The organism is Pseudomonas sp. ASL4 (assembly GCF_056680395.1).
This window is the reverse complement of the sequence record NZ_CM155280.1, coordinates 6,087,560-6,108,439: the sequence shown is the minus strand read 5'-3', so window position 1 is coordinate 6,108,439 and position 20,880 is coordinate 6,087,560. Positions and strand designations below refer to the sequence as shown.

The window sequence follows — 20,880 nt, the reverse complement described above, 5'->3', positions numbered from 1 at the left end:
AGAGGTTTTGCAACGAATGCGCGGATTATCCGCATCGACGCCCGAGCAGTGAAATCAACTCTGACTATGCTGTTGATAGGCGACAACATTGCTTCGCAATGAAGCGGGGGCGATCAGGTTGGGGCGTTTGCCGCACAGGATTGGTGCGGTGGGATTGGGGCGATTATCCAACTGATTGATATCAAAGCGTTTATGCCGATGGCACGGGCCTTGCGAAGCCTAGATGTCCGGGTGACAAGGAGTACGGCATGATCCGCACCTATTTTGATGAGATGTACGATGCCGGCGGCCTGGTCCGCCCACATTACCGGGAGTTTGCCCGTTGGCTGGCCGAAACGCCTGACGAGCTTTTGGCACAACGGCGACGCGAGGCCGATCTGTTGTTTCATCGTGCCGGGATTACGTTCACGCTCTACGGTGATGAGCAGGGGACAGAGCGCCTGATTCCCTTCGACACCATTCCCCGCAGCATCCCCGCCAGCGAATGGCGGATCGTCGAACGTGGCTGCATCCAGCGGGTCAAGGCGTTGAACATGTTCCTCGCCGACCTCTACCACGAGCAGCGCATCATCAAGGCCGGCATCATTCCGGCCGAGCAAGTGCTGGCCAACGAGCAATACCAGTTGGCGATGCAAGGGCTGGATCTGCACCGGGATATCTATTCCCACATCTCCGGCGTCGACTTGGTGCGCGATGGCGACGGCACGTACTACGTGCTCGAAGACAATCTTCGTACACCGAGCGGCGTGAGCTACATGCTCGAAGACCGCAAGATGATGATGCGACTGTTCCCCGAGTTGTTCGCGGCGCAACGCATTGCCCCCATCGACCACTATCCGAACCTGTTGCTCGACACCCTGAAAAGCTCCAGCCCGATCGATAACCCGAGCGTGGTGGTGTTGACGCCGGGTAGGTTCAACAGCGCGTTTTTCGAGCATGCGTTTCTCGCTCGGGAAATGGGCGTTGAACTGGTGGAAGGCGCGGATCTGTTCGTGCGCGACGACAAAGTCTTCATGCGCACCACCGACGGGCCGAAAGCCGTCGACGTGATCTACCGGCGCCTCGACGATGCGTTCCTCGATCCGCTGGCGTTCAACCCGGACTCGATGCTTGGCGTGCCGGGGCTGCTGTCGTCCTATCGCTCGGGCAACGTGGTGCTGGCGAATGCCATCGGCACCGGGGTGGCGGATGACAAGTCGGTGTATCCATTTGTCACGGACATGATCCGTTTCTACCTGGATGAAGAGCCGATCCTGAAGAACGTTCCCACGTTCCAGTGTCGCAACCCTTCAGAACTTTCCCACGTACTGGCCAATCTTCCAGATCTGGTGGTCAAGGAAACCCAAGGCTCCGGCGGTTACGGAATGCTGGTAGGGCCGGCGGCAACGGCGGCGGAAATCGAATTGTTCCGCGCGCGGATCAAAGCCAAGCCCCACGCGTATATCGCTCAGCCGACGTTGTCGCTGTCGACCTGTCCGACCTTTGTCGAAAACGGCATAGCTCCACGCCACATCGACCTGCGTCCGTTTGTATTGTCTGGCCGCGAAACCCGGGTTGTGCCCGGCGGTTTGACCCGTGTTGCCCTGCGCGAAGGCTCCCTGGTGGTGAATTCCTCCCAGGGTGGCGGAACCAAGGACACCTGGGTGGTCGAGGATTGAAGGAAGCCTGCCATGTTAAGTAGAACTGCCTCGGATTTGTATTGGATGTCGCGTTATCTGGAGCGGGCGGAAAACCTCGCACGGATGCTCGACATCAGCTATTCGCTGTCGCTGATGCCGCAGGACGGCCGCGGTGACGGTTTGCACGAACTCGCCATGCCGTTGCTGATCACCGGAACACTGGACGATTACCTGGAGCGCCACGGCGAGTTGCATGCCGAACGGCTGCTGCATTTTTTCGCCCTGGACGCGGCCAACCCGGCGAGCATCTACAGCTGCCTTGGTTCGGCGCGGGCCAGTGCTCATGCGGTGCGTGGGCGAATTACCGCCGACATGTGGGAAAACATCAACGCTACCTGGCTGGAAATTCGCGGGATCGCCGAACAGGGCTTGAGTCGCTACGGCATGAGCCGTTTCTGCGAGTGGATCAAGGAGCGTTCACACCTGTTTCGTGGAGCGTCCTACGGCACGATCATGCGTAACGATGCGTTTCGCTTCATTCGTCTGGGCACGTTTATCGAAAGGGCCGACAACACGTTGCGCCTGCTTGACGCCCGTTACGAAATGGCCGGCGATCAGGCCGAAGCGGTCAGCGACGGCACGGCTCACGCGTATTACCAATGGAGTGCGTTGTTGCGGGCGTTGTCGTCGTTCGAGGCTTACACCGAGATCTACCGCGACGCACCCGGTGCCCGGCATGTCGCTGAATTGCTGCTGTTGCGCGCCGATGTTCCACGTTCCTTGCGCGCCTGCACCGAAGAAATCGACCAGATCCTCGCCCAGTTGCCGGGGGCCAACGGCCGTCCTGCGCAACGCCTGGCGGCGGAAATGGACGCGCGCCTGCGCTACACCGGCATCACCGAAATTCTCGACGAAGGCCTGCACGCCTGGCTGACCGAGTTCATCCCGCTGGTGCGCCAGTTGGGCAACGCCATTCACAGTTCTTACCTGGAGGCTGCATGAGACTTTCCATTAGCCACGAGACCACCTATCACTACGAAGATCAGGTGCGGGCGAGCATCCAGTACCTGCGATTGACACCCCACGACAGCGAGCGCCAGCACGTGCTGAGCTGGCAGCTTGACCTGCCGCGCCCAGTGCGCGCGCAACTCGATCCGTTCGGCAACATCCTGCACGTGCTGACCATGGACGAGCCCCATGAGGCGATCATCATTGGCGCCCGTGGCCAGGTCGATATCGACGAACTGCGCGAAGCCGAGCATGAGAGCCAGTCGGCGCTGCCGTTCCTGCGTTTCACCCGGCTGACCGAAGCCGACCAGGCCCTGCGTGCGTTTGCTGAAAAGGAATGCAAAAAGCGCCGGGATCGCACGGCGCTGATCGACTTGATGCATGGCCTGAACCAGCACATGACCTACACGCCGGGTTCCACCGAAGTCGACACCAGCGCCGCCCAGGCCTTCGCCGGGCGTTCCGGTGTCTGCCAGGACCACACCCACGCGTTTCTCGCCTGCGCTCGCAGCCTGGGCATTCCTGCGCGTTATGTGTCGGGGTATTTGTACAGCGAGAACAGTGAGCACCTGGCCAGTCACGCGTGGGCCGAGGCTTGGCTTGATGATGCTTGGTATAGCTTTGACGTGACCAATCAACTGGCTCGGCCGGAGCGCCATTTGAAACTGGCGGTGGGCCTGGATTACCTGGACGCCTGCCCGGTACGCGGGATGCGCCGGGGCGGTGGTTGCGAGCAGATGCATGCCAAGGTGTTTGTCTCGCCGACGCCTGCGCCGGTGATCTCAGTCCAACAGCAGTAACCCTATTCCTTTGGGATAAGGGGATTAACTGTGGCGAGGGAGCTTGCTCCCGCTCGGCTGCGCAGCAGTCGCAAATTCGGCGAATGCGGTTTTCTGATGGACCGCATCGCCTGATTTGAGGGCCGCTTCGCGCCCCAGCGGGAGCAAGCTCCCTCGCCACAGGTTTTTTGTTACTTGGCAGGAACCTGTTTGCGCCCCGCCATATGCCTCAAATACCCCACCAGCAAATCCAGATCCCCCGCCGGCAATACCTGCTCTGAAAACCCCGGCATCTTCGCCTGCGGCCACTGACGCAAACTCTGCGGATCACGAATGTAGCGCTTGAGGAAATCCGCGCCGAAGTACTCGGTCGGGTTGTACGGGATATTCAGGTCCGGTCCGAACTGCGCATCCCCCGCGCCATTGAGCCGATGACACGCCAGGCAATTCTTCTGAAATAACGCGAACCCCTGATTCACCGGATCATCCGTCTTCAACGCCGGATCCGGCAGTAGGGCAGGGAAACGCTCGGCCACCGGCGCCATGCGCTTGATACTGGCGACTTCAAACGGCCATTGCTCGGGGCTGATGTTGCCCGCCTGCGGATGAGTCCACACCAGATAAAACGGTCCGGCGCTGTGCTTGCCCTCGGACAGCGGCGGCCACGGCTTGGCCGGGTCTTCAATCGCCAACCAGGCTTGCGCCCCTTCTTTATTCAGCAGCGGGGCCGCTGACAGTTCGGCCGCAAAACCGTCCAATGCCACCGCTTGCAGATGGTCGTCAGGCTTGATACCCGTCAACAACGCCGCCAACGGCACCGCGCGATAGCTCATGTCCCGTTTATAGGAAACGTCATTGCTGATGGTGATGGTCTGAACCTGAGGATGCTTGAGCAACTCCTCGGTCTGCCAGATGCGACTGCTCGCGCCCAGCTCAAGGTTCAGCTGTGCGGCGTAGAGGGGCGTGCCGAACAGCAAGGCCCCGAACAAAATAAGTGCTTTCAAGTGATCGCCATCCCTGTCGTGGAAAGTGCCGTAAAGGTTGGCACACCCACGCTGGCCCGGGTAGCGAGCCAGTCACATTTTTAATGAGGCGATAGCAAACCTTGGCGCCGTTTTTTACCAACCGACTAGCCGATCACCTTGGTCAGGTTCGGCAAAATCAACAACAGCGTAGTGGCGAATAGGATGAGTCCGGCTTGACGTACTTTCGAATGTTTAAACATGGCTGACCGCCTTTTTTGTTATTTCCTGATGCCTGCCTGCATATCTCCATGACGGCAAAGCGATGCACTTCCTGTGGAACGAGCGCCTCGGCAAAACCCGACGACAACTTCGTACATCTTCACCTTAGAGCCCGCGTCACACTTGGTTTAGATCCATTTCGTATGGTGTAAGCGTTAAAAGCGCTTAAAAAGGCATGAGGCTTATTGCCAGCTTCTTGGGCGCCCGTTTGCTAGACAGCTTCGTCACCTGAATCGGTTAATCCGATAGCTGGCTACCGTCCGTCTGAGCGTGACCGTCAACGTCGGTGAGCACTGCGGTCATTGAATCCGTGGCTGCTCGGCTTAAGGTGATAGTTCATTCAAGATCAAGAGATCGCAGCCTTCGGCAGCTCCTACAAAAATGCCGCAATCCCCTGTAGGAGCTGCCGAAGGCTGCGATCTTTTGATGTTACTCACACCATCAGGTTCGAGGACCACATGACCGAAGCTTTGATTTTCGACGCGTTACGCACGCCCCGTGGCAAAGGCAAGGCCGATGGCGCGTTGCACAGCGTCAAACCGGTGAACCTGGTGGCCGGGTTGCTGACAGCGTTGCAGCAACGCACGTCGCTCGATACCAGTCAGGTCGATGACGTGGTACTCGGCTGCGTTACGCCCATCGGCGATCAAGGCTCCGACATCGCCAAAACGGCGACCCAGGTCGCCGATTGGGACGTCAGCGTGGCGGGTGTGCAAATCAACCGCTTCTGCGCTTCGGGATTGGAGGCGGTGAACCTCGGCGCGATGAAAGTCCGTTCCGGCTTCGAGGACCTGGTGGTGGTCGGCGGCGTCGAGTCGATGTCTCGGGTGCCGATGGGCAGCGACGGCGGCGCCTGGGCGCTGGACCCGGAAACCAACCTGCACAGCCACTTCACCCCCCAAGGCGTGGGCGCCGACCTGATCGCCACGATGGAAGGCTTCAGCCGTCAGGACGTCGATGCCTACGCGCTGCATTCCCAGCAAAAAGCTGCGCGGGCCAGGGCGGACGGTTCGTTCAACAAGTCGCTGGTGCCGGTGCAGGACCAGAACGGCATCATCTTGCTCGATCACGATGAATTCATCCGCGCCGAATCGACAATGGAAGGTTTGGGCAAGCTCAAGCCGAGCTTCGAGATGATGGGACAAATGGGTTTCGACGCCACTGCGTTGCGGGTCTACAGCCACGTGGAGCGAATCAACCACGTTCACACGCCGGGCAACAGCTCCGGGATCGTCGACGGTGCGGCGCTGATGTTGATCGGCTCCGAAGCCAAGGGGCGGGCGTTGGGCTTGCAGCCACGGGCGCGGATCGTCGCCACGGCGGTCACCAGTACCGACCCGACCATCATGCTCACCGGCCCGGCGCCGGCCACTCGCAAAGCCTTGGCCAAGGCCGGGTTGCGGGTCGAAGACATCGATCTGTTTGAGGTCAACGAAGCCTTTGCCTCGGTGGTGCTGAAGTTCATCAAGGACATGGCGATTGACCCGGACAAGGTCAACGTCAACGGCGGCTCGATCGCCATGGGGCACCCGTTGGGCGCCACCGGGTGCGCGATCCTCGGCACCCTGCTCGATGAACTGGAAACCCGGCGCCTGCGCTATGGTCTCGCGACGCTGTGTGTCGGCGGCGGCATGGGCATTGCCACCATCATCGAACGCCTCTGAGCCCTGACTTCAAGGAAAAAGTGACATGACCGAAGCCATTCGTTACGAAAAAGGTCAGGACCAGATCGTCGTCCTGACCATCGACATGCCGGGCCAGAGCGCCAACACCATGAACGCGGTGTACCGCGAAGCCATGGCCGCCCGCGTCGCCCAATTGGTTGCCGAAAAGGACAGCATCGCCGGCGTCATCATCACCTCGGCCAAGAAGACTTTCTTTGCCGGTGGCGATCTCAATGAACTGATCAAGGTCGGCAAACCCGAAGCCAAAGCCTTCTACGACATGGTGCTCACGCTGAAAGGGCAACTGCGCACCCTGGAAACCCTTGGCAAACCGGTGGTCGCCGCGATCAACGGTGCGGCGCTGGGCGGCGGTTGGGAAATCTGCCTGGCTTGCCATCACCGCGTGGCGCTGGACAACCCGTCGGTGCAACTCGGCTTGCCGGAAGTCACCCTCGGTTTGTTGCCGGGCGGCGGCGGGGTGGTGCGCATGGTCCGCATGCTGGGCCTGGAAAAAGCCTTGCCGTACTTGCTTGAAGGTAAGAAGGTCCGGCCGCAACAGGCGTTGCTGGCGGGTTTGATCGATGAGCTGGCGGCGGATCACGATGAACTGCTGGCCAAGGCGCGGGCGTGGATTCTGGCCAACCCGAGCGTTGTGCAGCGTTGGGACGTGAAGGGTTATCAGATCCCCGGTGGCACGCCGTCGAACCCGAAAGTCGCGCAGATGCTGGCCATCGCGCCGTCGATCCTGCGCACTAAAACCCAGGGCACGATGCCGGCGCCGGAGAAAATCCTTTGCGCGGCGGTGGAGGGTGCCCAGGTGGATTTCGACACGGCGCACCTTATTGAAACCCGTTACTTCACGGAGTTGACCACCGGCCAGGTGTCGAAGAACCTGATTGGTACGTTCTGGTTTCAGCTCAATGAGATCAATGCCGGTGGTTCGCGGCCGCAGGGGTTTGCGCCTTACGTGACTCATCGCGTGGGTGTGCTCGGCGCGGGGATGATGGGCGCAGGCATCGCCTTTGTCAGCGCCTCGGCTGGTATCGACGTGGTGCTCAAGGACATTAATCTTGCGGCAGCAGAGAAGGGCAAGGCGCACTCGGCGGCGTTGCTGGACAAGAAAGTTTCCCGTGGCCAACTGAGCGCTGAGCAGCGAGACGCCGTGCTGGCGCGGATTCAGCCCACGGAAAGCGATGCCGATATGGCCGGTTGCGACCTGATCATCGAGGCCGTGTTCGAAGATCGCGAACTGAAAGCCAAGGTCTCGTCAGCAGCACAAAAAGTCGTTGGCCCGGACGCGGTGATCGCCTCCAACACCTCGACTCTGCCGATCAGCGGCCTGGCCACTGCAGTGCCGGACCAGACGAAGTTCATCGGTCTGCATTTCTTCAGCCCCGTGGAAAAAATGCCCCTGGTGGAAATCATCAAAGGCGCGAACACCAGCGACGAAACCCTGGCCCGTGGTTTCGATTTCGTCCTGCAAATCAAGAAAACCCCGATTGTGGTCAACGACAGTCGTGGCTTCTTCACGTCGCGGGTGTTTGGCACCTTCACCAATGAAGGCATCGCCATGCTCGGCGAAGGCGTGAGCGCGCCGATGATCGAGACCGAAGCGCGCAAGGCCGGGATGCCGGTCGGACCTCTGGCGATCTCCGACGAAGTTTCCCTCAGCCTCATGAGCCATATCCGCCAGCAAACGGCCAAAGACCTGCAAGCAGAAGGGAAACCGCTGATTGAGCACCCGGCCTTTGCCGTGATTGACTTGCTGCTCAACGAATACAAACGTCCGGGCAAGGCCGCTGGAGGTGGTTTCTACGATTACCCGGCCGGAGGGCAGAAACATCTTTGGCCTGAGCTGAAAAACCGTTTCGAGAAGGCCGACGGGCAGATTTCGCCGAAGGATGTACGTGATCGCCTGCTGTTCGTGCAAGCCATCGAAACCGTGCGCTGCGTGGAGGAGGGCGTGCTGACCTCGACGGCGGACGCCAACGTTGGCTCGATCTTCGGCATCGGCTTCGCGGCCTGGACCGGCGGCGCGCTGCAATTCATCAACCAATATGGCGTGAAAGATTTTGTCGCACGCGCCCAGTATCTGGCCGAGCAATATGGCGAGCGCTTCGCTCCACCGGCGCTGCTGTTGGACAAAGCGGCCAAAGGGGAGGCGTTCTAAGGGACCAGTGACGCATTCCGGGGCTTGCCTTGCCACCGTGTTTCAAGGCAGGCTCTGGGGTGTGCATTATTCCCATCACGTGTCAGGTATTTTTTATGTCGTTACGCATCTGCATTCTGGAAACCGACATCCTGCGTCCAGAACTGGTCGATCAATATCAGGGTTACGGGCAGATGTTCCAGCGCCTGTTTTCGCAGCAACCCATCGCTGCCGAGTTCACCGTCTACAACGTGATGCAGGGCGACTACCCCAGCGATGAGCTGACCTTCGACGCCTACCTGGTCACCGGCAGCAAGGCTGATTCCTTCGGCACCGACCCGTGGATTGAAACCCTCAAGACTTACTTGCTGACTCGCTATGAGCGCGGCGACAAACTGCTGGGCGTGTGCTTCGGCCATCAACTGCTGGCGCTGCTGCTCGGCGGCAAGAGCGAGCGAGCGAGCCAGGGGTGGGGCGTTGGCATCCATAACTACAAACTCGCCGCGAAGGCGCCGTGGATGAGCCCGGTGATGGAAGAACTGACACTGCTGATCAGCCACCAGGATCAAGTCACGGTGCTGCCGGAAAACGCCACGGTGATTGCCTCGAGCGATTTCTGCCCGTTTGCCGCGTATCACATCAACGATCAGGTGCTGTGCTTCCAGGGGCATCCGGAGTTCATTCACGACTACTCACGGGCGTTGCTGGAGATTCGCCAGCAGCATTTGGGTGAGCAGGTTTATTCCAAGGGTGTGGCGAGCCTTGAGCATGCGCATCATGGCGCTACGGTTGCGGAGTGGATGATGCGGTTTGTGGCGCATAAGCCTGAGACGGTTTGAGGCTAAAAGCTTCGCGGGCAAGCCTCGCTCCTACGGATCACGCTGACCAGTAGGAGCGAGGCTTGCCCGCGAATCGCACAGACGACTCGGTCTTGACTACAACCACCCGGACTTCTTGAAACTCGCCCACAAAGCCACGCAACCCACGGTGATGAAACTCAGCACCGCGAAATACCCGTAATGCCAACTCAATTCCGGCATGTTCTGAAAGTTCATCCCATAAATCCCGGCCACCGCCGTCGGAAACGCCAGAATTGCTGCCCACGCCGCAAACTTGCGCTGCACCACGCTTTGGCGTGCAGCCTCCAGCAACACCCCGACCTCAATCGTCTGGCTGGCGATATCCGCCAGGGTCGTCAGGTCTTCCATCTGCCGCGTGACGTGGATCTGCACATCACGGAAGTACGGCCGCATGTTCTTGTCGATAAACGGGAAGCTCAGCTTCTGCAGCTCTTCACCGATCTCCACCATTGGCGCCGCATATCGGCGCAAGCGCAGCACGTCGCGGCGCAGGCTGTGGAGTTTCTGGATGTCACGCTCATTCAGCGCGCTGCACAGCACGTTGCGCTCCAGCTCATCGATCTCGGCGTGAATCGCTTCGCCCACCGGCTGGTAGTTTTCGATGACGAAGTCGAGGATGGCATAGAGTACGAAATCTTCCCCGTGCTCCAACAACAACGGACGCGCCTCACAGCGTTGGCGGACATAGGCGTAGGACGCCGAATGACCGTTGCGCGCGGTGATGATGTAACCCTTGCCGGCAAAGATGTGAGTCTCGATGAACTCCAGTTTGCCTTCATGGCGGATCGGCGAGTACGTGACAATAAACAGTGCATCACCGAAGGTTTCCAGCTTCGGTCGGCTGTGTTTTTCCAGGGCATCTTCGATGGCCAGTTCATGCAGGTTGAACTGGCGTTGCAGGTTGGTCAGCTCCTCGGCGTTGGGCTCTTCGAGGCCAATCCAGACAAAGTGGCCGGTCTTGGCCGCCCAGGCGGCGCCTTCGTCGAGAGTGATATTGGTGATTTTTTTACCGGCGCTGTAAACCGCAGCAGCAACAACTCTACCCATGATGGTGGTTCACTTCTTATTAGCAGATGGCAGTGGCAGGCAGCGATCAGCTTAGCCTTGTCTGCTGCTTGAGAGTCAGTGAAATCTTAAGAGTTCGCTGGCACGAGGTCGCAGGCAAAAGAAAACCCGCACAGGGCGGGTTTCGTTTAAGCGGCTTGCAGTTGTCGATCCATCGAGGCGATGCATTCGCGCATCTGTTCTCGGCATTGGGCGATCAGCAGGGGCATGTCGTCCATGCTTAACCCTGCGGTCGGAATCGCCGGCAGCGAACGAATCAGAATTTTCCCACTGCTCCAGCGGTTCAATCGCATGTGTTTGACGTAACTGCTGACACACACCGGTACGATCGGCACCCCGGCCGCAATCGCCATCTGGAACGCGCCTTTCTTGAACGGCAGCAACTCTTCGCCGAGGTTACGCGTGCCTTCCGGGAACACCCAGATCGAGGTGTCTTCATGCTGCAAGGTGTGCGTGGTGGTCAGCATCGACTGGCGCGCCTTGTGCGCATTGCCGCGGTCGATCAACACATTACCCGCCAGCCAGAACAACTGACCGAACAGCGGCACCCACTTCAGGCTCTTCTTGCCGATGCACACGGTGCGGTGGGGCACGACGTTGCCGAACACAAACAGATCGTAGTTGGACTGGTGATTGGCGATGATCACGCAGCTCTCGGGTTTGTCCATCAACGGCCCGACATCGGTCTTCACCCGCAGACGCAAAATACACATCGCCGGCCAGGCATACAGGCGCGCGCATAAACGGCTGTTGTCCGGGTTGAACGGTCGGCACAGACCGAGGATCACCCCCGCCACACCGGCCAGAATAAAGTGCAGGCCCATCAATAACATACGAAACACAAACAGCATTTACAGGCCCCACCGGGACAAAAGGTGGCGCAGTGTACGGATGTGCACTGTTTTCGGCAATTGCCGCTATAGAGGCGGGAGATAGGCGATGTTTAAGCGCATGTTTCCGACTTGAGTGTCAGACACGGCCTAGAGTGGTTGCAGGCTTTTCAACAGAGCACGTACGAAAAGCCCGACACGAGGGCCGGGCTTTTCGTTGTAGCGGGCCGGAGCTTAGCCCAAGTGTTCCTGATCCTGGATGATCGCGTTGTCCAGCGTCTCCAGCAGCGCTTGGCGCACTTTCAGCTTGGTGTTCTTGTGCGCGGTCATGTTGATCTTCTTCAACTGACGCGCCGCGGCCAGTGCAGCACCTTGCAGCTCCTCGGCCGAGACCACCACATCGAGGAACCCGGCCGCAATCGCGCTCTGCGGATTAAACATCTCGCCATTGATCACCGAACGATGCAGCGCCGCGTTGCTCAGGCGATCACGCGCCAGTTCGATCCCGGCGTGGTGCATGGTCATACCGATCTGCACTTCATTCAGACCAATGCTGAACGGACCGTCGACACCAATGCGGTAATCCGCCGACAACAACAGGAATGCACCCTTGGCCACCGCATGCCCAGGGCACGCCACGATCACCGGGAACGGGTGCGACAACAAGCGGCGGGCCAGTGTCGAACCTGCCGTCACCAGCGCCACGGCTTCTTTAGGCCCGGCCGTCATCACCTTCAAGTCATAACCGCCCGACAGAATCCCCGGCGTACCGGTAATGATCACCACCGCACGATCAGTCACCGCCTGATCCAGCGCAGCATTAAACGCCGCAATCACGTCCGGGGAAATGGCGTTTACCTTGCCATTGCTCAACGTCAGGGTCGCGATACCGTCTTCGAGGTTGTAGGAAACTAACTCACTCATGACGCTATTCCTTGTATGAAAGTTGAGGCAGACGTTACCCACCGCCGTAGGCCAGGTAAAGCGCCGTGACTGACCCGCCAGTCACCCTTTTCCCGTCGGATAAGCGTAGCCGGCCGCACTGGCCGTGCATTCCCCTCTATATAGAAGAGGGCACGACGCCGGAGATTGGCAGGTTTGCCATGGCCCGGAACCCGCCGGAACGACTAAATCGCTAAGCGCATGAAAATTCTGAAAAAAATATTTGCCATCGGAAAAGCTTTCGACTACATTAGCGCGCCTCGACAGACAGAACTTGTTTGAAGAGATACGGTGAAGTGTCCGAGTGGCTTAAGGAGCACGCCTGGAAAGTGTGTATACAAGAAATTGTATCGAGAGTTCGAATCTCTCCTTCACCGCCACATTAAGTAAACACAAACCCCTGATTTTCCTAGAGAAAGTCGGGGGTTTGTGGTTTTTGGCGTCTGAAAAAAAGCGATGTGGGACCAATACGGAACCACGGAAGGTTTTCTGGCTTAGAAAGGAGGCCCACGCTTTCGACCGCGTTGCTAGACTGCCGGCGAACGAGCCGGAGCCGATTCAGACGCGGATGACTCAGTTGAATAGTTGGATAAGAGAGGAAGTTTTACGGCTCAAACCTTATGAGCTTAATACAATAGCTAGCAGCATCTGAACTGATCCAAGCCGCCGTTGTTGGCGGCTTTGTCGGTAGATTTCCTGCATGATTGCTGGGAGTCAATACGGGTTTTACTGTTGGCCGTTCTTTAGATCAATTAGCTTTTCACCAGCAGAGCTTGAGGTTGAGGGAAGCTCTGATAGTTCCACATAAGCCCCATTTTTCCCATAGGTCAAGTATTTGCTTGAACTTTCATTGCCTGTGTTCTCAAAGATGACTTGAGCACCTTGTGCGGAAATGCTTACCCAGCGAGGGCGGTTTCTTTCCGCGAAATCGATCCGTTCTATTTTTCCGTCCCCTGAGTTGAAATAGAACAGGACCCCTTGCAGGAAGTTCGAAGTGAATTCACCTGAAATCACAAGCACGTTCATATTTTTTCCGTCGGAAACGCACTGCCATTGAATTCCGCTTCCTCGAGACTCATTTGAACCGTTATAGATGAATTTTGTTTGTTGGGCATAACGGACTTTATAGACAAAAGAGTCTTCAGTCGGAGAAAAGCGTAGCAATGAAATTGTATTTTTCTGTCCCGCTAATTCACAGGTGATAGGGGGGCTTGGCTGAGCTGCGAATGTCGAAATACTAAAAAATACTAGTCCAAATCCGAGTATAAAATTTTTCATTTGACCATATCCCTCAAAAGTTGCATTGAGTTTGGAGCGACACGAAGCTTGTCCGCACATCCTTTGATCTTGCGGTAGTAAACACCGTTTTGACTGCCACGATAATCTTTGTAAGCTTCAACAACCGGCTCTGACTCACCCTTGTGGATATGTCGCTGTATAAGGATTTCAGTTGAGTTACTCTCTCAGGTCGTTCTCGGGTAAAAGTCTACAGACCTAGTAAGGTTGTTGCGCAGTAAGCGTCTGATTTAAATAAAATGGGCGACCAAGTGGTCGCCCATTTTTATCACCCCGGCATCTTATCCAGCCGACGCCCAATCACATCCAGCACATCGCACCCATCCCTCAAAGGAATAGAGCAAAGCAGCGCGAAGTCGCTGAGGATGACTGAGTCACTGATGATTTCACCACGCATTGCGAGGTTTTCCAGGACTTGGGTGACGGCTCTGATTCGATAGCCAGCAGCGTCTAGCAGGATATGCAAAGGTTTGGTGGTATCGACGAACAGGGTAGGTTGATCGTCGGCGTTGCTGGTGAGGGCCATGTATTGATTCATGAGTGAAGCTCCATTTGATTTGGAAAAGTTCCTTCAAATGTCATCAGGTCGCCAAACCTGGCCGCCGTTGAGCGACGTTCAAACTATAAGTGTCCGCGGCCAAAAGCAGCAATACACAACCAAGCTGATGCTTCCGAACGTTTTGTAGGACTCGGCCCCAATACCAGTACGAACTTTTCAATCCCCCCGAAAAACCTGGCTTTGAGGCGAATCCCATCCCGCCTGTTATAGACCGCCAATCCCCTCGAACGGAATCGACACTATGGCTTTCCACCGCATAGCGCTGCTGATGTGCTTCATGTCATCACTCGCCACCGCTGCCAGCACCACAACTTTTCCCGACGCCGCCGCCAGCGACCCCGCCAAGCTCGGCTGGATGATCGGTTCACCACCACCCGCTGATCGCAGCGTTCGTTTCGAAGACGGCAGCTACTTCCAGTTCCCGGCCATGCGCTGGAGCGTCTCGAACTTCCGCCAACTGATGCCGACGACCAACGTCTCACGCGGGCTTGGCGCGCCGGTGCCCTTGGAATCGTCGCTGCGCAAAGATATCGATGCCGTCAGTTTCACCCCGCTCGGCGCAAAGACGCCGATGACTTGGGACCAATCCCTCGCGGCCACTTACACCGACGGCATCGTGGTGATGCACAAGGGCAAGATTGTCTACGAACGCTACTTCGGCGTACTGACGCCGGAAGGCCAGCATGCGGCGATGTCGGTGACGAAGTCGGTGGTCGGTACGCTCGGGGCGATGCTGGTGGCGGAAGGTCGGATCGATGCGAACAAGCCTGTCGCCGATTACGTCCCTGAGCTGGCGACTTCGGCATTTGGCAGCGCCACGGTGCGTCAGGTGCTCGACATGACCACAGGCCTCAAATACAGCGAAGACTACGCAGACCCGAATGCCGAGGTCTGGTCCCACGCCAAGGCTGGCAGTCCGCTGCCCAAGCCAAAGGACTACACAGGTCCGCGAACTTACTACGAGTTTTTGCAGACGGTTCAACTACAAGGCGAACATGGCAGCGCGTTTAGCTACAAAACCGTCAACACCGACGTGCTGGGCTGGATCATCGCCCGGGCCAGCGGTCGCAACGTCACGCAGTTGTTATCGGAGCGGATCTGGAGTCGTTTGGGCGCCGAGCAGGATGCTTATTTCACCGTGGACTCCATCGGTACGCCATTTGCCAGCGGCGGTTTGAACACGGGGCTGCGGGACCTGGCCCGGTTTGGCGAGATGTTGCGCAATGACGGCAAATTCAACGACCAGCAGATCGTACCGAAAGCGGTGGTGGACGACATTCGTCGCGGTGGCGATAAACAGGCTTTCGCCAAAGCAGGCTATGAGTTGTTGAAGGGCTGGAGCTATCGGTCGATGCGGTGGGTGACGAACAAGGAGGGCGGGGCGTTCATGGCGCGCGGGGTGCATGGGCAACGGATCTATGTCGACCCGAAGGCCGAGATAGTGATCGTGCGGTATGCGTCGCATCCGGTAGCCAGTAACTCGGCTAATGATCCCGTAACTTTACCGGCGTTTGAGGCGTTGGCTCAGCATTTGTCCAAGTTGCTTTAATTGCCTTGCAGCAAAGATGATACGAACACCACTCAATTAAATGGAGGGATAAGGCGCATTAGATATTTTTCCTACCGACGTCATGTAATGAGCCTACCTGGGCCGTCCCTATTTGCTATGTCAGTTATGCGCTCATCCGACTAGCGTTTGCTGGCTAAGTTAGTTCAAGCTCGTAAGACATTTTGGACGCGCGTCTTCGTGGCGTTGAGTGTGCGTTTATGGTCTTACGTCGGCGAAGGCGCAAATGGAGCAGAGTGCTGAAATGACTCCCGAAGAAAAAGCGATTGAAGAAGCAGCCTTTCAGTTTGCCAAAGTACATTGAGCCAGATTGGCTAGGGATATTGCAGATACGAAGGTGTTTCCTTCGGAGGTATCCCCACTCACCGTTTTTATGGCCGGGTCGCCCGGAGCAGGGAAGACCGAAATTTCAAAGGCTATGGTAGACATACTTGAGCAGGGGACTGTTAGCGTTGAGGCAAAGAAAATTCTACGGATTGATCCTGATGATTTTAGATGTCTGATTCCAGGTTACTCAGGTAGGAAGTCCTATTTGTATCAACGTGCAGTGACGAAGATACTTGAAAGAGTTTTAGATCGCGTTTTTGAAAAACGTATCTCGTTCCTGCTTGATGGAACGTTGGCCAACCTCGATGTGGCAAAGCGCAATATCAATAGGGTATTGGCTAGTCAACGAATTGCTCAGATCATCTACGTTTATCAGGAGCCGAGGCTTGCGTGGCAGTTCGTTCAGGCACGCGAGATCACGGAAGGGCGCAACATTCCGTTGGAAGCCTTTGTTGCGCAATATCTTGCTGCCAGAAGGAACGTGATCGAGCTACGAAGATACTACGACAAGCAGTTTTTCGTGGATCTCATCATCAAAAACACGGATGGTACGGCTTCGCTTTTTGAAGGTGATGTCAGCGTGGAGCGGATTGACGCTCTGGTTCCCCAGACCTATGATCAATTCGAGCTCGTAGAGCTATTAACTGGAGTACAGAGCCATGAGCGCAGCTAAAGATGGGGTAACCAGTCCCTTGGCTGACTTTTTTACCAAAGCATCTGCCGAGACGAAGCGAGATGTCTATAACGCTGTGATCAGCAAAGCTATCGCATCTCAACGAGCAGTTCTTGAGAAGGCTGAGGCTATCAAGAAGGCGAACGTATCAACGGAAAAAGACGCCTGAGAACAAGCGATTCCTCAATTTCAAAGCCCAGCTAATTGCTGGGCTTTTTGTTTTAGCTACCCATTTACCTGACGCCAATGTCTGCCTAGATGAAAAGGGGAACCAATGATCACCACCACAACCCACACCATCGAAGGCCGCCAAATCACCGCCTACCTGGACATTGTCAGCGCCGAGTCGGTGCAGGGCGTCAACGTTATCCGCGACATGTTCGCCGGGATGCGGGATTTTTTTGGGGGGCGCTCTCAGACGCTGGAGCGAGCATTGAAAGAGGCGCGTATTCAGGCGACCGACGAGATCAAGGAGCGCGCTCAGGCGTTGCAGGCAGATGCGGTGGTGGGGCTCGATTTCGAGATCAGCATGCCGGCGGCCAAGGGCGGGATGGTGGTGGTGTTTGTGACCGGGACGGCGGTCAAGTTGAGGTGACTCGGCCCGTGACGCTTTGCACACGGGCCCTGCCGGTCTAATCAGAAGGGGTGCGGAGCGCGTTCGCCTTTGGTCATCACCTGTTGGGCGAAGAAGTTGCCCATGTTGCTCTTGCCCGACTTTTGATACGTATACATCTGGCCGAGATCGACGGTTTTTTCAAAGTTGTTCATGTTCAGCACGAAGCCGCCAGTGCCCTGGTATTCCTTGTCTTCCTTCACATAGTCGAATGAGCTTTGTGCAAATTCGTTGGCGGCGTCTTTCAAGGAGTCGGAGCGGTTCATGTAGTCGGTGAGGCGTGCAAGGTCGTCGGCGTTTATTGAGCCAGAGAGTGAGGTGGCCTTTAGATTGCCTTGTGGATCAACGGTGAAGCCGAAGTCCTGTTCTTCAAGCGCCGGATCGATGTTTTTCAGATCGTCCAGAAACTGCATGTAGTTCGTCTTGAGGCTGTCATTGGCTGCAATCAGTCGACTTTCAGCCGCCGGAAAGTTTGCGGTCGGCGAGGTACTGCCGATCCAGGTGATGACAGCATCTATGACCTGCCCGGGCTCTGTTGGTTGAGACGGCGACGGGTTGCTGGGGTGGTAAATGACCCCATCCGAGTCCGGGTTGGCTTCACGCCATTTTCTGGCTGCCTCTTTCATGGCCTCGGTGGTCGCGGTAGGCGGGGTCGCGGTGAGGACTTTGTCGGATATCGTCAGATCTTTAGATGACGGGACAATGGTGGAGGTCGATTGATTGATATTCACGGCTCTTTCCTTGAGATTTTTCAAATGACAACAGTGCAGCGGCGTTGAATTGAAATTCTTGATAGGGGAAGGGGGCTGGAAACCAGCTAATAAGTAATAAAATGTTTCAGCTTCGACACAAAGCCATTCGTCGGCCTTTGGGTCATGTGAATCACAAGTCCAGTAATGACCGGCTAGTCTCACAAGCCTTGGTGGTCGATATTTTTCAGGCAAAAAGGGCTTGCCGGTATTGACCCTGTTTTGAAAGGGGCGAAGAAATGGCTGATCCGTATATCGAAGACGACGGGGCTGAGTTTCCAATCAACAATTGTGTGCAGTGTGGCCAGACCGAGTACGTGGCTGGCTTTGGCGAGGATCAGGTCGAGACGGACAAGATCAAATCGACGGCCCCTCGAGGGCCGAAATCGAAATTTCTGCCCAAAGTCGCAGCGCCTTCCAGGAAGTAATCGCTGACAAAACAAACCCCGCGCAATTGAGCGGGGTTTTTCATTTTTGGCGGTCAGGTTTATGGGAAATGTCCTACATACGAATCGCGCTTTTCTTTCACAATCTTTTCACAACGCCCTACGTAGTCTCAGCTCATCCGTTAGAAAGCAATACTCCAGCCCGTCTCCCCAGCGGGCTTTTTTTTGCCTGCGATAAAACCTTTTCCATAAACGTGGTCCAACCGACGCCCACAGCGATGTCGAGCTCATTTGTGTCTGGACTTTGCCATCTCTAAAGCATTCAATCTCGGCCCTTTCGTTCTCCCCCTTTTTTTGAGGTTTTCGTCATGCGTTTAACACTGCCCGCCCTGGTTCTGGGGCTTCTGGTTACTCAAGGTGCGATGGCTGCCGGTCAAGGTACTGCCGCGCTCGGTGGTGGTCTGGGTGGCGCGCTGGGTAATGTGGTCGGTCAGAAAATGGGCGGCAGCACCGGCGCAGCGATTGGTGCTGGCGTAGCGGGCGCAGCAGGCAGTGCCATCGCGGCACCGAAAGGCAGCCGTACCAAAGCAGCCATTGGCGGTGGCGTCGGCGCGGCTGGCGGTTCGGTTATCGGCAACAGTCTGGGCGGCAAGACCGGTGCAACCATCGGCGCTGGCCTGGGCGGCGCAGCGGGCGGCGCGGTAGGTACCAACCTGTCGAAAGGTCACAAGCGTCACTGATCCTGATTGGTCAGCGCAAAAAGCCCGGCTTGATGCCGGGCTTTTTCGTTTGTGAACGAATCTCCCCGCATGAGCCTCCAATCTCATATAACCGGGCGCACCTTTCATTTGAATGCGCTCTATTCCCGAGTTCGGAAATTTTGAGGTTCATATCATGCGTTTGACATTGTCTACGTTGGTTTTTGGACTTCTGGTCGCTCAGGGCGCAATGGCTGCCGGCGATGGCACCGCGGCGGTCGGCGGTGGTCTGGGTGGCGCGCTGGGTAATGTGGTCGGCCAGCAAATGGGCGGCAGCACCGGTGCAGCCATCGGCGCAGGAGTCGGCGGCGCGGCGGGCGGTGCCGTCGGCGCACGCAAGGGCAGTCGCACAGAAGCGGCGGTGGGCGGTGGTGTCGGGGCGGCGGGCGGCTCGGTGGTCGGCCATAGTCTGGGCGGCTCCACCGGTTCGACAATTGGCGCAGGCCTGGGTGGCGCGGCGGGTGGCGCGGTCGGTAACAATTTGGGTAGCGACGGCCGCAGTTCTCATTCCGGCGGCCGCGATAAACACAACAACAGGTACAAGCACGACAACAGGTACAAGCACCACAAAGGTCACTGATTCGATATCGTGACAGCAGAAACCCGGCCAAGCGCCGGGTTTTTCGTATCTGTGGGTAGGGTGCTGGAACGTTTGGTTGTAGGACGCCTCGAACTTCATACACTCCCTGAACTATGTGAGGCGTGCCATGACGCTTGAAACCGAAGACGACTCAGACGAACTCAACGATCCGGGTAATGAAGACCCAGGTTCGTTGATGGACGATGCGACGGTACCGCTTAACGATGCCGATGATGCCGGAGACGTGGGTAATACCGAGAATGAAGAGGAAGACGAAGATTGATCACGTGCCGACCGATCGTCTCTCGGACCGAACGCTTGGATAGCCACTTCCTCGAACTATCAAGGGCCTGCTTTTCAGGCCCTTCGAGAGGTGCTTTATGAACGCAGACCCGAAAGTCGCCGACGTCGACGAAACGCCTGAATATCCGCTGCCTTCTCCTACTGACTCGCTGAGTCGTGACCAGCGTCCGCCAGACGATGAGGATGACGCGGGAGTGGAGCAGGTTGCGGAGGATGATGTGAAGCAGGGTGATGGTGATGTTGAGGCGAGTCCTGATGATCCGGATATTGCGGGGGAGGATGGGTCGGGGGAGCCGAGTTGAAGGCATATAGGGGTTGAACCGCTCGACCCCTAGCACCCCATGCTAGTGCGCTAACGAAGCGAGCCAGCGCCTATTGAATTCTCGTTGTTGCTCAATGTCGTTTGTGATGTCTGTATCCTCATAGTCGAAGATGTTGACGATATCTTCCTGTTCGGCGGGTTTTCCCATGCTGACTTCATACGCTACTACTCCACCAGCCATCTGAGAACTCATGCGCGAGGGGTGGACGTTAAGCTTAGCGCCTTTACATAGAAATTTTATATCCGGAAAGTCAGCCCTCAACATCCCTAGACAAATATAAAGATCAGAAGCTGCATATGTTTTTTTTAAGCCGCTCTGCATTGTGAAAGTTAGCACGAGTTTTTGTCGGTCACATTCGATCTTGGCTGTCTCAGTGAGTTTGTCTTTATTTATAGATATTTCTATTTCTATTGTCTTCAAAGCTGTTTTCCGTACATGTTTTGGTTGTGGAATAACCATTGTAATGTAAATAAATCTGTCCCGTTTTCGATGCGCTTAACTTACACCGAGTTCGCTTTCGTACTCTTTGACTTTTCACGGCTTTCCATTGGTGATGGGTGAGCCATTTTTATAGTGGTTTGGCCGG

At 56.8% G+C, this 20,880-nt stretch carries 23 protein-coding genes and 1 tRNA gene; 16 read left to right on the top strand and 8 right to left on the bottom strand.

The window, feature by feature from the left end:
- Positions 1–248 precede the first annotated feature (248 nt).
- The 3 genes from AC1MEW_RS27870 to AC1MEW_RS27860 are packed head-to-tail and all read left to right on the top strand — an operon-like array spanning position 249 to position 3,427.
- Positions 249–1,658: a circularly permuted type 2 ATP-grasp protein gene (locus AC1MEW_RS27870; RefSeq protein ID WP_201202019.1), complete on the top strand. Its 1,410-nt coding sequence runs from the start codon at positions 249–251 to the stop codon at positions 1,656–1,658.
- Between the two features lie 12 nt (positions 1,659–1,670).
- Positions 1,671–2,621, top strand: coding sequence for an alpha-E domain-containing protein (locus tag AC1MEW_RS27865; protein WP_150711766.1), 951 nt, complete (start codon positions 1,671–1,673; stop codon positions 2,619–2,621).
- Positions 2,618–3,427 (top strand): transglutaminase family protein, encoded by an 810-nt coding sequence (locus tag AC1MEW_RS27860; RefSeq protein ID WP_201255940.1) that lies wholly within the window; start codon positions 2,618–2,620, stop codon positions 3,425–3,427. Before AC1MEW_RS27865 ends, AC1MEW_RS27860 begins: the two co-directional genes overlap by 4 nt.
- Before the next feature lie 170 nt (positions 3,428–3,597).
- Here AC1MEW_RS27860 and AC1MEW_RS27855 read toward each other — a convergent pair whose 3' ends face one another.
- Positions 3,598–4,410: a c-type cytochrome gene (locus AC1MEW_RS27855; protein WP_480424365.1), complete on the bottom strand. Its 813-nt coding sequence runs from the start codon at positions 4,408–4,410 to the stop codon at positions 3,598–3,600.
- A 698-nt stretch (positions 4,411–5,108) separates the two neighbouring features.
- On the opposite strand from AC1MEW_RS27855, the gene AC1MEW_RS27850 reads away from it, so the two are divergent.
- The 3 genes from AC1MEW_RS27850 (at position 5,109) to AC1MEW_RS27840 (ending at position 9,302) form a co-directional block, all read left to right on the top strand.
- Positions 5,109–6,314: an acetyl-CoA C-acetyltransferase gene (locus AC1MEW_RS27850; RefSeq protein WP_323570522.1), complete on the top strand. Its 1,206-nt coding sequence runs from the start codon at positions 5,109–5,111 to the stop codon at positions 6,312–6,314.
- A 25-nt stretch (positions 6,315–6,339) separates the two neighbouring features.
- Positions 6,340–8,484: a 3-hydroxyacyl-CoA dehydrogenase NAD-binding domain-containing protein gene (locus tag AC1MEW_RS27845; protein ID WP_480424363.1), complete on the top strand. Its 2,145-nt coding sequence runs from the start codon at positions 6,340–6,342 to the stop codon at positions 8,482–8,484.
- 95 nt (positions 8,485–8,579) lie between these two features.
- Complete coding sequence (locus AC1MEW_RS27840) at positions 8,580–9,302, top strand: amidotransferase (protein ID WP_201202033.1); 723 nt, start codon at positions 8,580–8,582, stop codon at positions 9,300–9,302.
- 96 nt (positions 9,303–9,398) lie between these two features.
- Here AC1MEW_RS27840 and AC1MEW_RS27835 read toward each other — a convergent pair whose 3' ends face one another.
- The 3 genes from AC1MEW_RS27835 to AC1MEW_RS27825 all read right to left on the bottom strand — a co-directional run bounded on the left by AC1MEW_RS27835 (position 9,399) and on the right by AC1MEW_RS27825 (position 12,142).
- Positions 9,399–10,370: a magnesium and cobalt transport protein CorA gene (locus AC1MEW_RS27835; RefSeq protein ID WP_480424361.1), complete on the bottom strand. Its 972-nt coding sequence runs from the start codon at positions 10,368–10,370 to the stop codon at positions 9,399–9,401.
- 146 nt (positions 10,371–10,516) lie between these two features.
- Positions 10,517–11,239, bottom strand: coding sequence for a 1-acylglycerol-3-phosphate O-acyltransferase (locus tag AC1MEW_RS27830; protein ID WP_201202036.1), 723 nt, complete (start codon positions 11,237–11,239; stop codon positions 10,517–10,519).
- Between the two features lie 213 nt (positions 11,240–11,452).
- Entirely contained in the window at positions 11,453–12,142 is a 690-nt protein-coding gene (locus AC1MEW_RS27825) for a crotonase/enoyl-CoA hydratase family protein (protein WP_201202038.1), read from the bottom strand.
- A gap of 308 nt (positions 12,143–12,450) precedes the next feature.
- Between AC1MEW_RS27825 and AC1MEW_RS27820 the strand changes: the two genes are divergently transcribed.
- Positions 12,451–12,540, top strand: a tRNA-Ser gene (locus AC1MEW_RS27820).
- A gap of 346 nt (positions 12,541–12,886) precedes the next feature.
- Here the strand turns inward: AC1MEW_RS27820 and AC1MEW_RS27815 are convergent.
- Entirely contained in the window at positions 12,887–13,438 is a 552-nt protein-coding gene (locus AC1MEW_RS27815) for a hypothetical protein (protein ID WP_480424358.1), read from the bottom strand.
- Positions 13,439–13,724: 286 nt separating this feature from the next.
- Entirely contained in the window at positions 13,725–13,994 is a 270-nt protein-coding gene (locus tag AC1MEW_RS27810; RefSeq protein WP_201255936.1) for a short-chain dehydrogenase, read from the bottom strand.
- A gap of 262 nt (positions 13,995–14,256) precedes the next feature.
- On the opposite strand from AC1MEW_RS27810, the gene AC1MEW_RS27805 reads away from it, so the two are divergent.
- From AC1MEW_RS27805 to AC1MEW_RS27790, 4 genes are all read left to right on the top strand, one after another.
- Positions 14,257–15,564 (top strand): serine hydrolase domain-containing protein, encoded by a 1,308-nt coding sequence (locus tag AC1MEW_RS27805; protein WP_480424356.1) that lies wholly within the window; start codon positions 14,257–14,259, stop codon positions 15,562–15,564.
- Between the two features lie 328 nt (positions 15,565–15,892).
- A complete protein-coding gene (locus AC1MEW_RS27800) occupies positions 15,893–16,582 on the top strand; it encodes a zeta toxin family protein (protein WP_480424354.1) in 690 nt (229 codons plus the stop codon).
- Positions 16,569–16,751 (top strand): hypothetical protein, encoded by a 183-nt coding sequence (locus tag AC1MEW_RS27795; RefSeq protein WP_480424352.1) that lies wholly within the window; start codon positions 16,569–16,571, stop codon positions 16,749–16,751. The genes AC1MEW_RS27800 and AC1MEW_RS27795 overlap by 14 nt, the downstream gene beginning before the upstream one ends.
- A 105-nt stretch (positions 16,752–16,856) precedes the next feature.
- Positions 16,857–17,177, top strand: a complete 321-nt coding sequence (locus AC1MEW_RS27790; RefSeq protein ID WP_480424351.1) for a YbjQ family protein — start codon at positions 16,857–16,859, stop codon at positions 17,175–17,177.
- Positions 17,178–17,218: 41 nt separating this feature from the next.
- Here the strand turns inward: AC1MEW_RS27790 and AC1MEW_RS27785 are convergent, their stop codons facing one another.
- Positions 17,219–17,926 carry a hypothetical protein gene (locus tag AC1MEW_RS27785; protein WP_201255935.1) on the bottom strand — a complete coding sequence of 236 codons (708 nt, stop codon included), beginning with the start codon at positions 17,924–17,926 and terminating at the stop codon, positions 17,219–17,221.
- Positions 17,927–18,183: 257 nt separating this feature from the next.
- Between AC1MEW_RS27785 and AC1MEW_RS27780 the strand changes: the two genes are divergently transcribed.
- The 5 genes from AC1MEW_RS27780 to AC1MEW_RS27760 all read left to right on the top strand — a co-directional run bounded on the left by AC1MEW_RS27780 (position 18,184) and on the right by AC1MEW_RS27760 (position 20,273).
- Positions 18,184–18,372, top strand: coding sequence for a hypothetical protein (locus tag AC1MEW_RS27780; RefSeq protein WP_242486290.1), 189 nt, complete (start codon positions 18,184–18,186; stop codon positions 18,370–18,372).
- A 326-nt stretch (positions 18,373–18,698) separates the two neighbouring features.
- Positions 18,699–19,070, top strand: a complete 372-nt coding sequence (locus tag AC1MEW_RS27775; protein ID WP_201196239.1) for a bacteriocin — start codon at positions 18,699–18,701, stop codon at positions 19,068–19,070.
- A 154-nt stretch (positions 19,071–19,224) separates the two neighbouring features.
- Positions 19,225–19,668, top strand: coding sequence for a hypothetical protein (locus tag AC1MEW_RS27770; protein WP_201255934.1), 444 nt, complete (start codon positions 19,225–19,227; stop codon positions 19,666–19,668).
- Between the two features lie 127 nt (positions 19,669–19,795).
- Complete coding sequence (locus tag AC1MEW_RS27765; RefSeq protein ID WP_201255933.1) at positions 19,796–19,951, top strand: hypothetical protein; 156 nt, start codon at positions 19,796–19,798, stop codon at positions 19,949–19,951.
- Positions 19,952–20,048: 97 nt separating this feature from the next.
- A complete protein-coding gene (locus AC1MEW_RS27760; protein WP_322267845.1) occupies positions 20,049–20,273 on the top strand; it encodes a hypothetical protein in 225 nt (74 codons plus the stop codon).
- Between the two features lie 42 nt (positions 20,274–20,315).
- Here AC1MEW_RS27760 and AC1MEW_RS27755 read toward each other — a convergent pair whose 3' ends face one another.
- Positions 20,316–20,714 (bottom strand): hypothetical protein, encoded by a 399-nt coding sequence (locus tag AC1MEW_RS27755; protein ID WP_480424350.1) that lies wholly within the window; start codon positions 20,712–20,714, stop codon positions 20,316–20,318.
- Positions 20,715–20,880: the final 166 nt, after the last annotated feature.

Coding starts and splice junctions, on each gene's coding strand:
- AC1MEW_RS27870 (WP_201202019.1), top strand. CDS start 249: ATGATCCGCACCTATTTTGATGAGATGTACGATGCCGGCGGCCTGGTC.
- AC1MEW_RS27865 (WP_150711766.1), top strand. CDS start 1,671: ATGTTAAGTAGAACTGCCTCGGATTTGTATTGGATGTCGCGTTATCTG.
- AC1MEW_RS27860 (WP_201255940.1), top strand. CDS start 2,618: ATGAGACTTTCCATTAGCCACGAGACCACCTATCACTACGAAGATCAG.
- AC1MEW_RS27850 (WP_323570522.1), top strand. CDS start 5,109: ATGACCGAAGCTTTGATTTTCGACGCGTTACGCACGCCCCGTGGCAAA.
- AC1MEW_RS27845 (WP_480424363.1), top strand. CDS start 6,340: ATGACCGAAGCCATTCGTTACGAAAAAGGTCAGGACCAGATCGTCGTC.
- AC1MEW_RS27840 (WP_201202033.1), top strand. CDS start 8,580: ATGTCGTTACGCATCTGCATTCTGGAAACCGACATCCTGCGTCCAGAA.
- AC1MEW_RS27835 (WP_480424361.1), bottom strand. CDS start 10,370: ATGGGTAGAGTTGTTGCTGCTGCGGTTTACAGCGCCGGTAAAAAAATC.
- AC1MEW_RS27830 (WP_201202036.1), bottom strand. CDS start 11,239: ATGCTGTTTGTGTTTCGTATGTTATTGATGGGCCTGCACTTTATTCTG.
- AC1MEW_RS27825 (WP_201202038.1), bottom strand. CDS start 12,142: ATGAGTGAGTTAGTTTCCTACAACCTCGAAGACGGTATCGCGACCCTG.
- AC1MEW_RS27815 (WP_480424358.1), bottom strand. CDS start 13,438: ATGAAAAATTTTATACTCGGATTTGGACTAGTATTTTTTAGTATTTCG.
- AC1MEW_RS27810 (WP_201255936.1), bottom strand. CDS start 13,994: ATGAATCAATACATGGCCCTCACCAGCAACGCCGACGATCAACCTACC.
- AC1MEW_RS27805 (WP_480424356.1), top strand. CDS start 14,257: ATGGCTTTCCACCGCATAGCGCTGCTGATGTGCTTCATGTCATCACTC.
- AC1MEW_RS27795 (WP_480424352.1), top strand. CDS start 16,569: ATGAGCGCAGCTAAAGATGGGGTAACCAGTCCCTTGGCTGACTTTTTT.
- AC1MEW_RS27790 (WP_480424351.1), top strand. CDS start 16,857: ATGATCACCACCACAACCCACACCATCGAAGGCCGCCAAATCACCGCC.
- AC1MEW_RS27780 (WP_242486290.1), top strand. CDS start 18,184: ATGGCTGATCCGTATATCGAAGACGACGGGGCTGAGTTTCCAATCAAC.
- AC1MEW_RS27775 (WP_201196239.1), top strand. CDS start 18,699: ATGCGTTTAACACTGCCCGCCCTGGTTCTGGGGCTTCTGGTTACTCAA.
- AC1MEW_RS27770 (WP_201255934.1), top strand. CDS start 19,225: ATGCGTTTGACATTGTCTACGTTGGTTTTTGGACTTCTGGTCGCTCAG.
- AC1MEW_RS27765 (WP_201255933.1), top strand. CDS start 19,796: ATGACGCTTGAAACCGAAGACGACTCAGACGAACTCAACGATCCGGGT.
- AC1MEW_RS27760 (WP_322267845.1), top strand. CDS start 20,049: ATGAACGCAGACCCGAAAGTCGCCGACGTCGACGAAACGCCTGAATAT.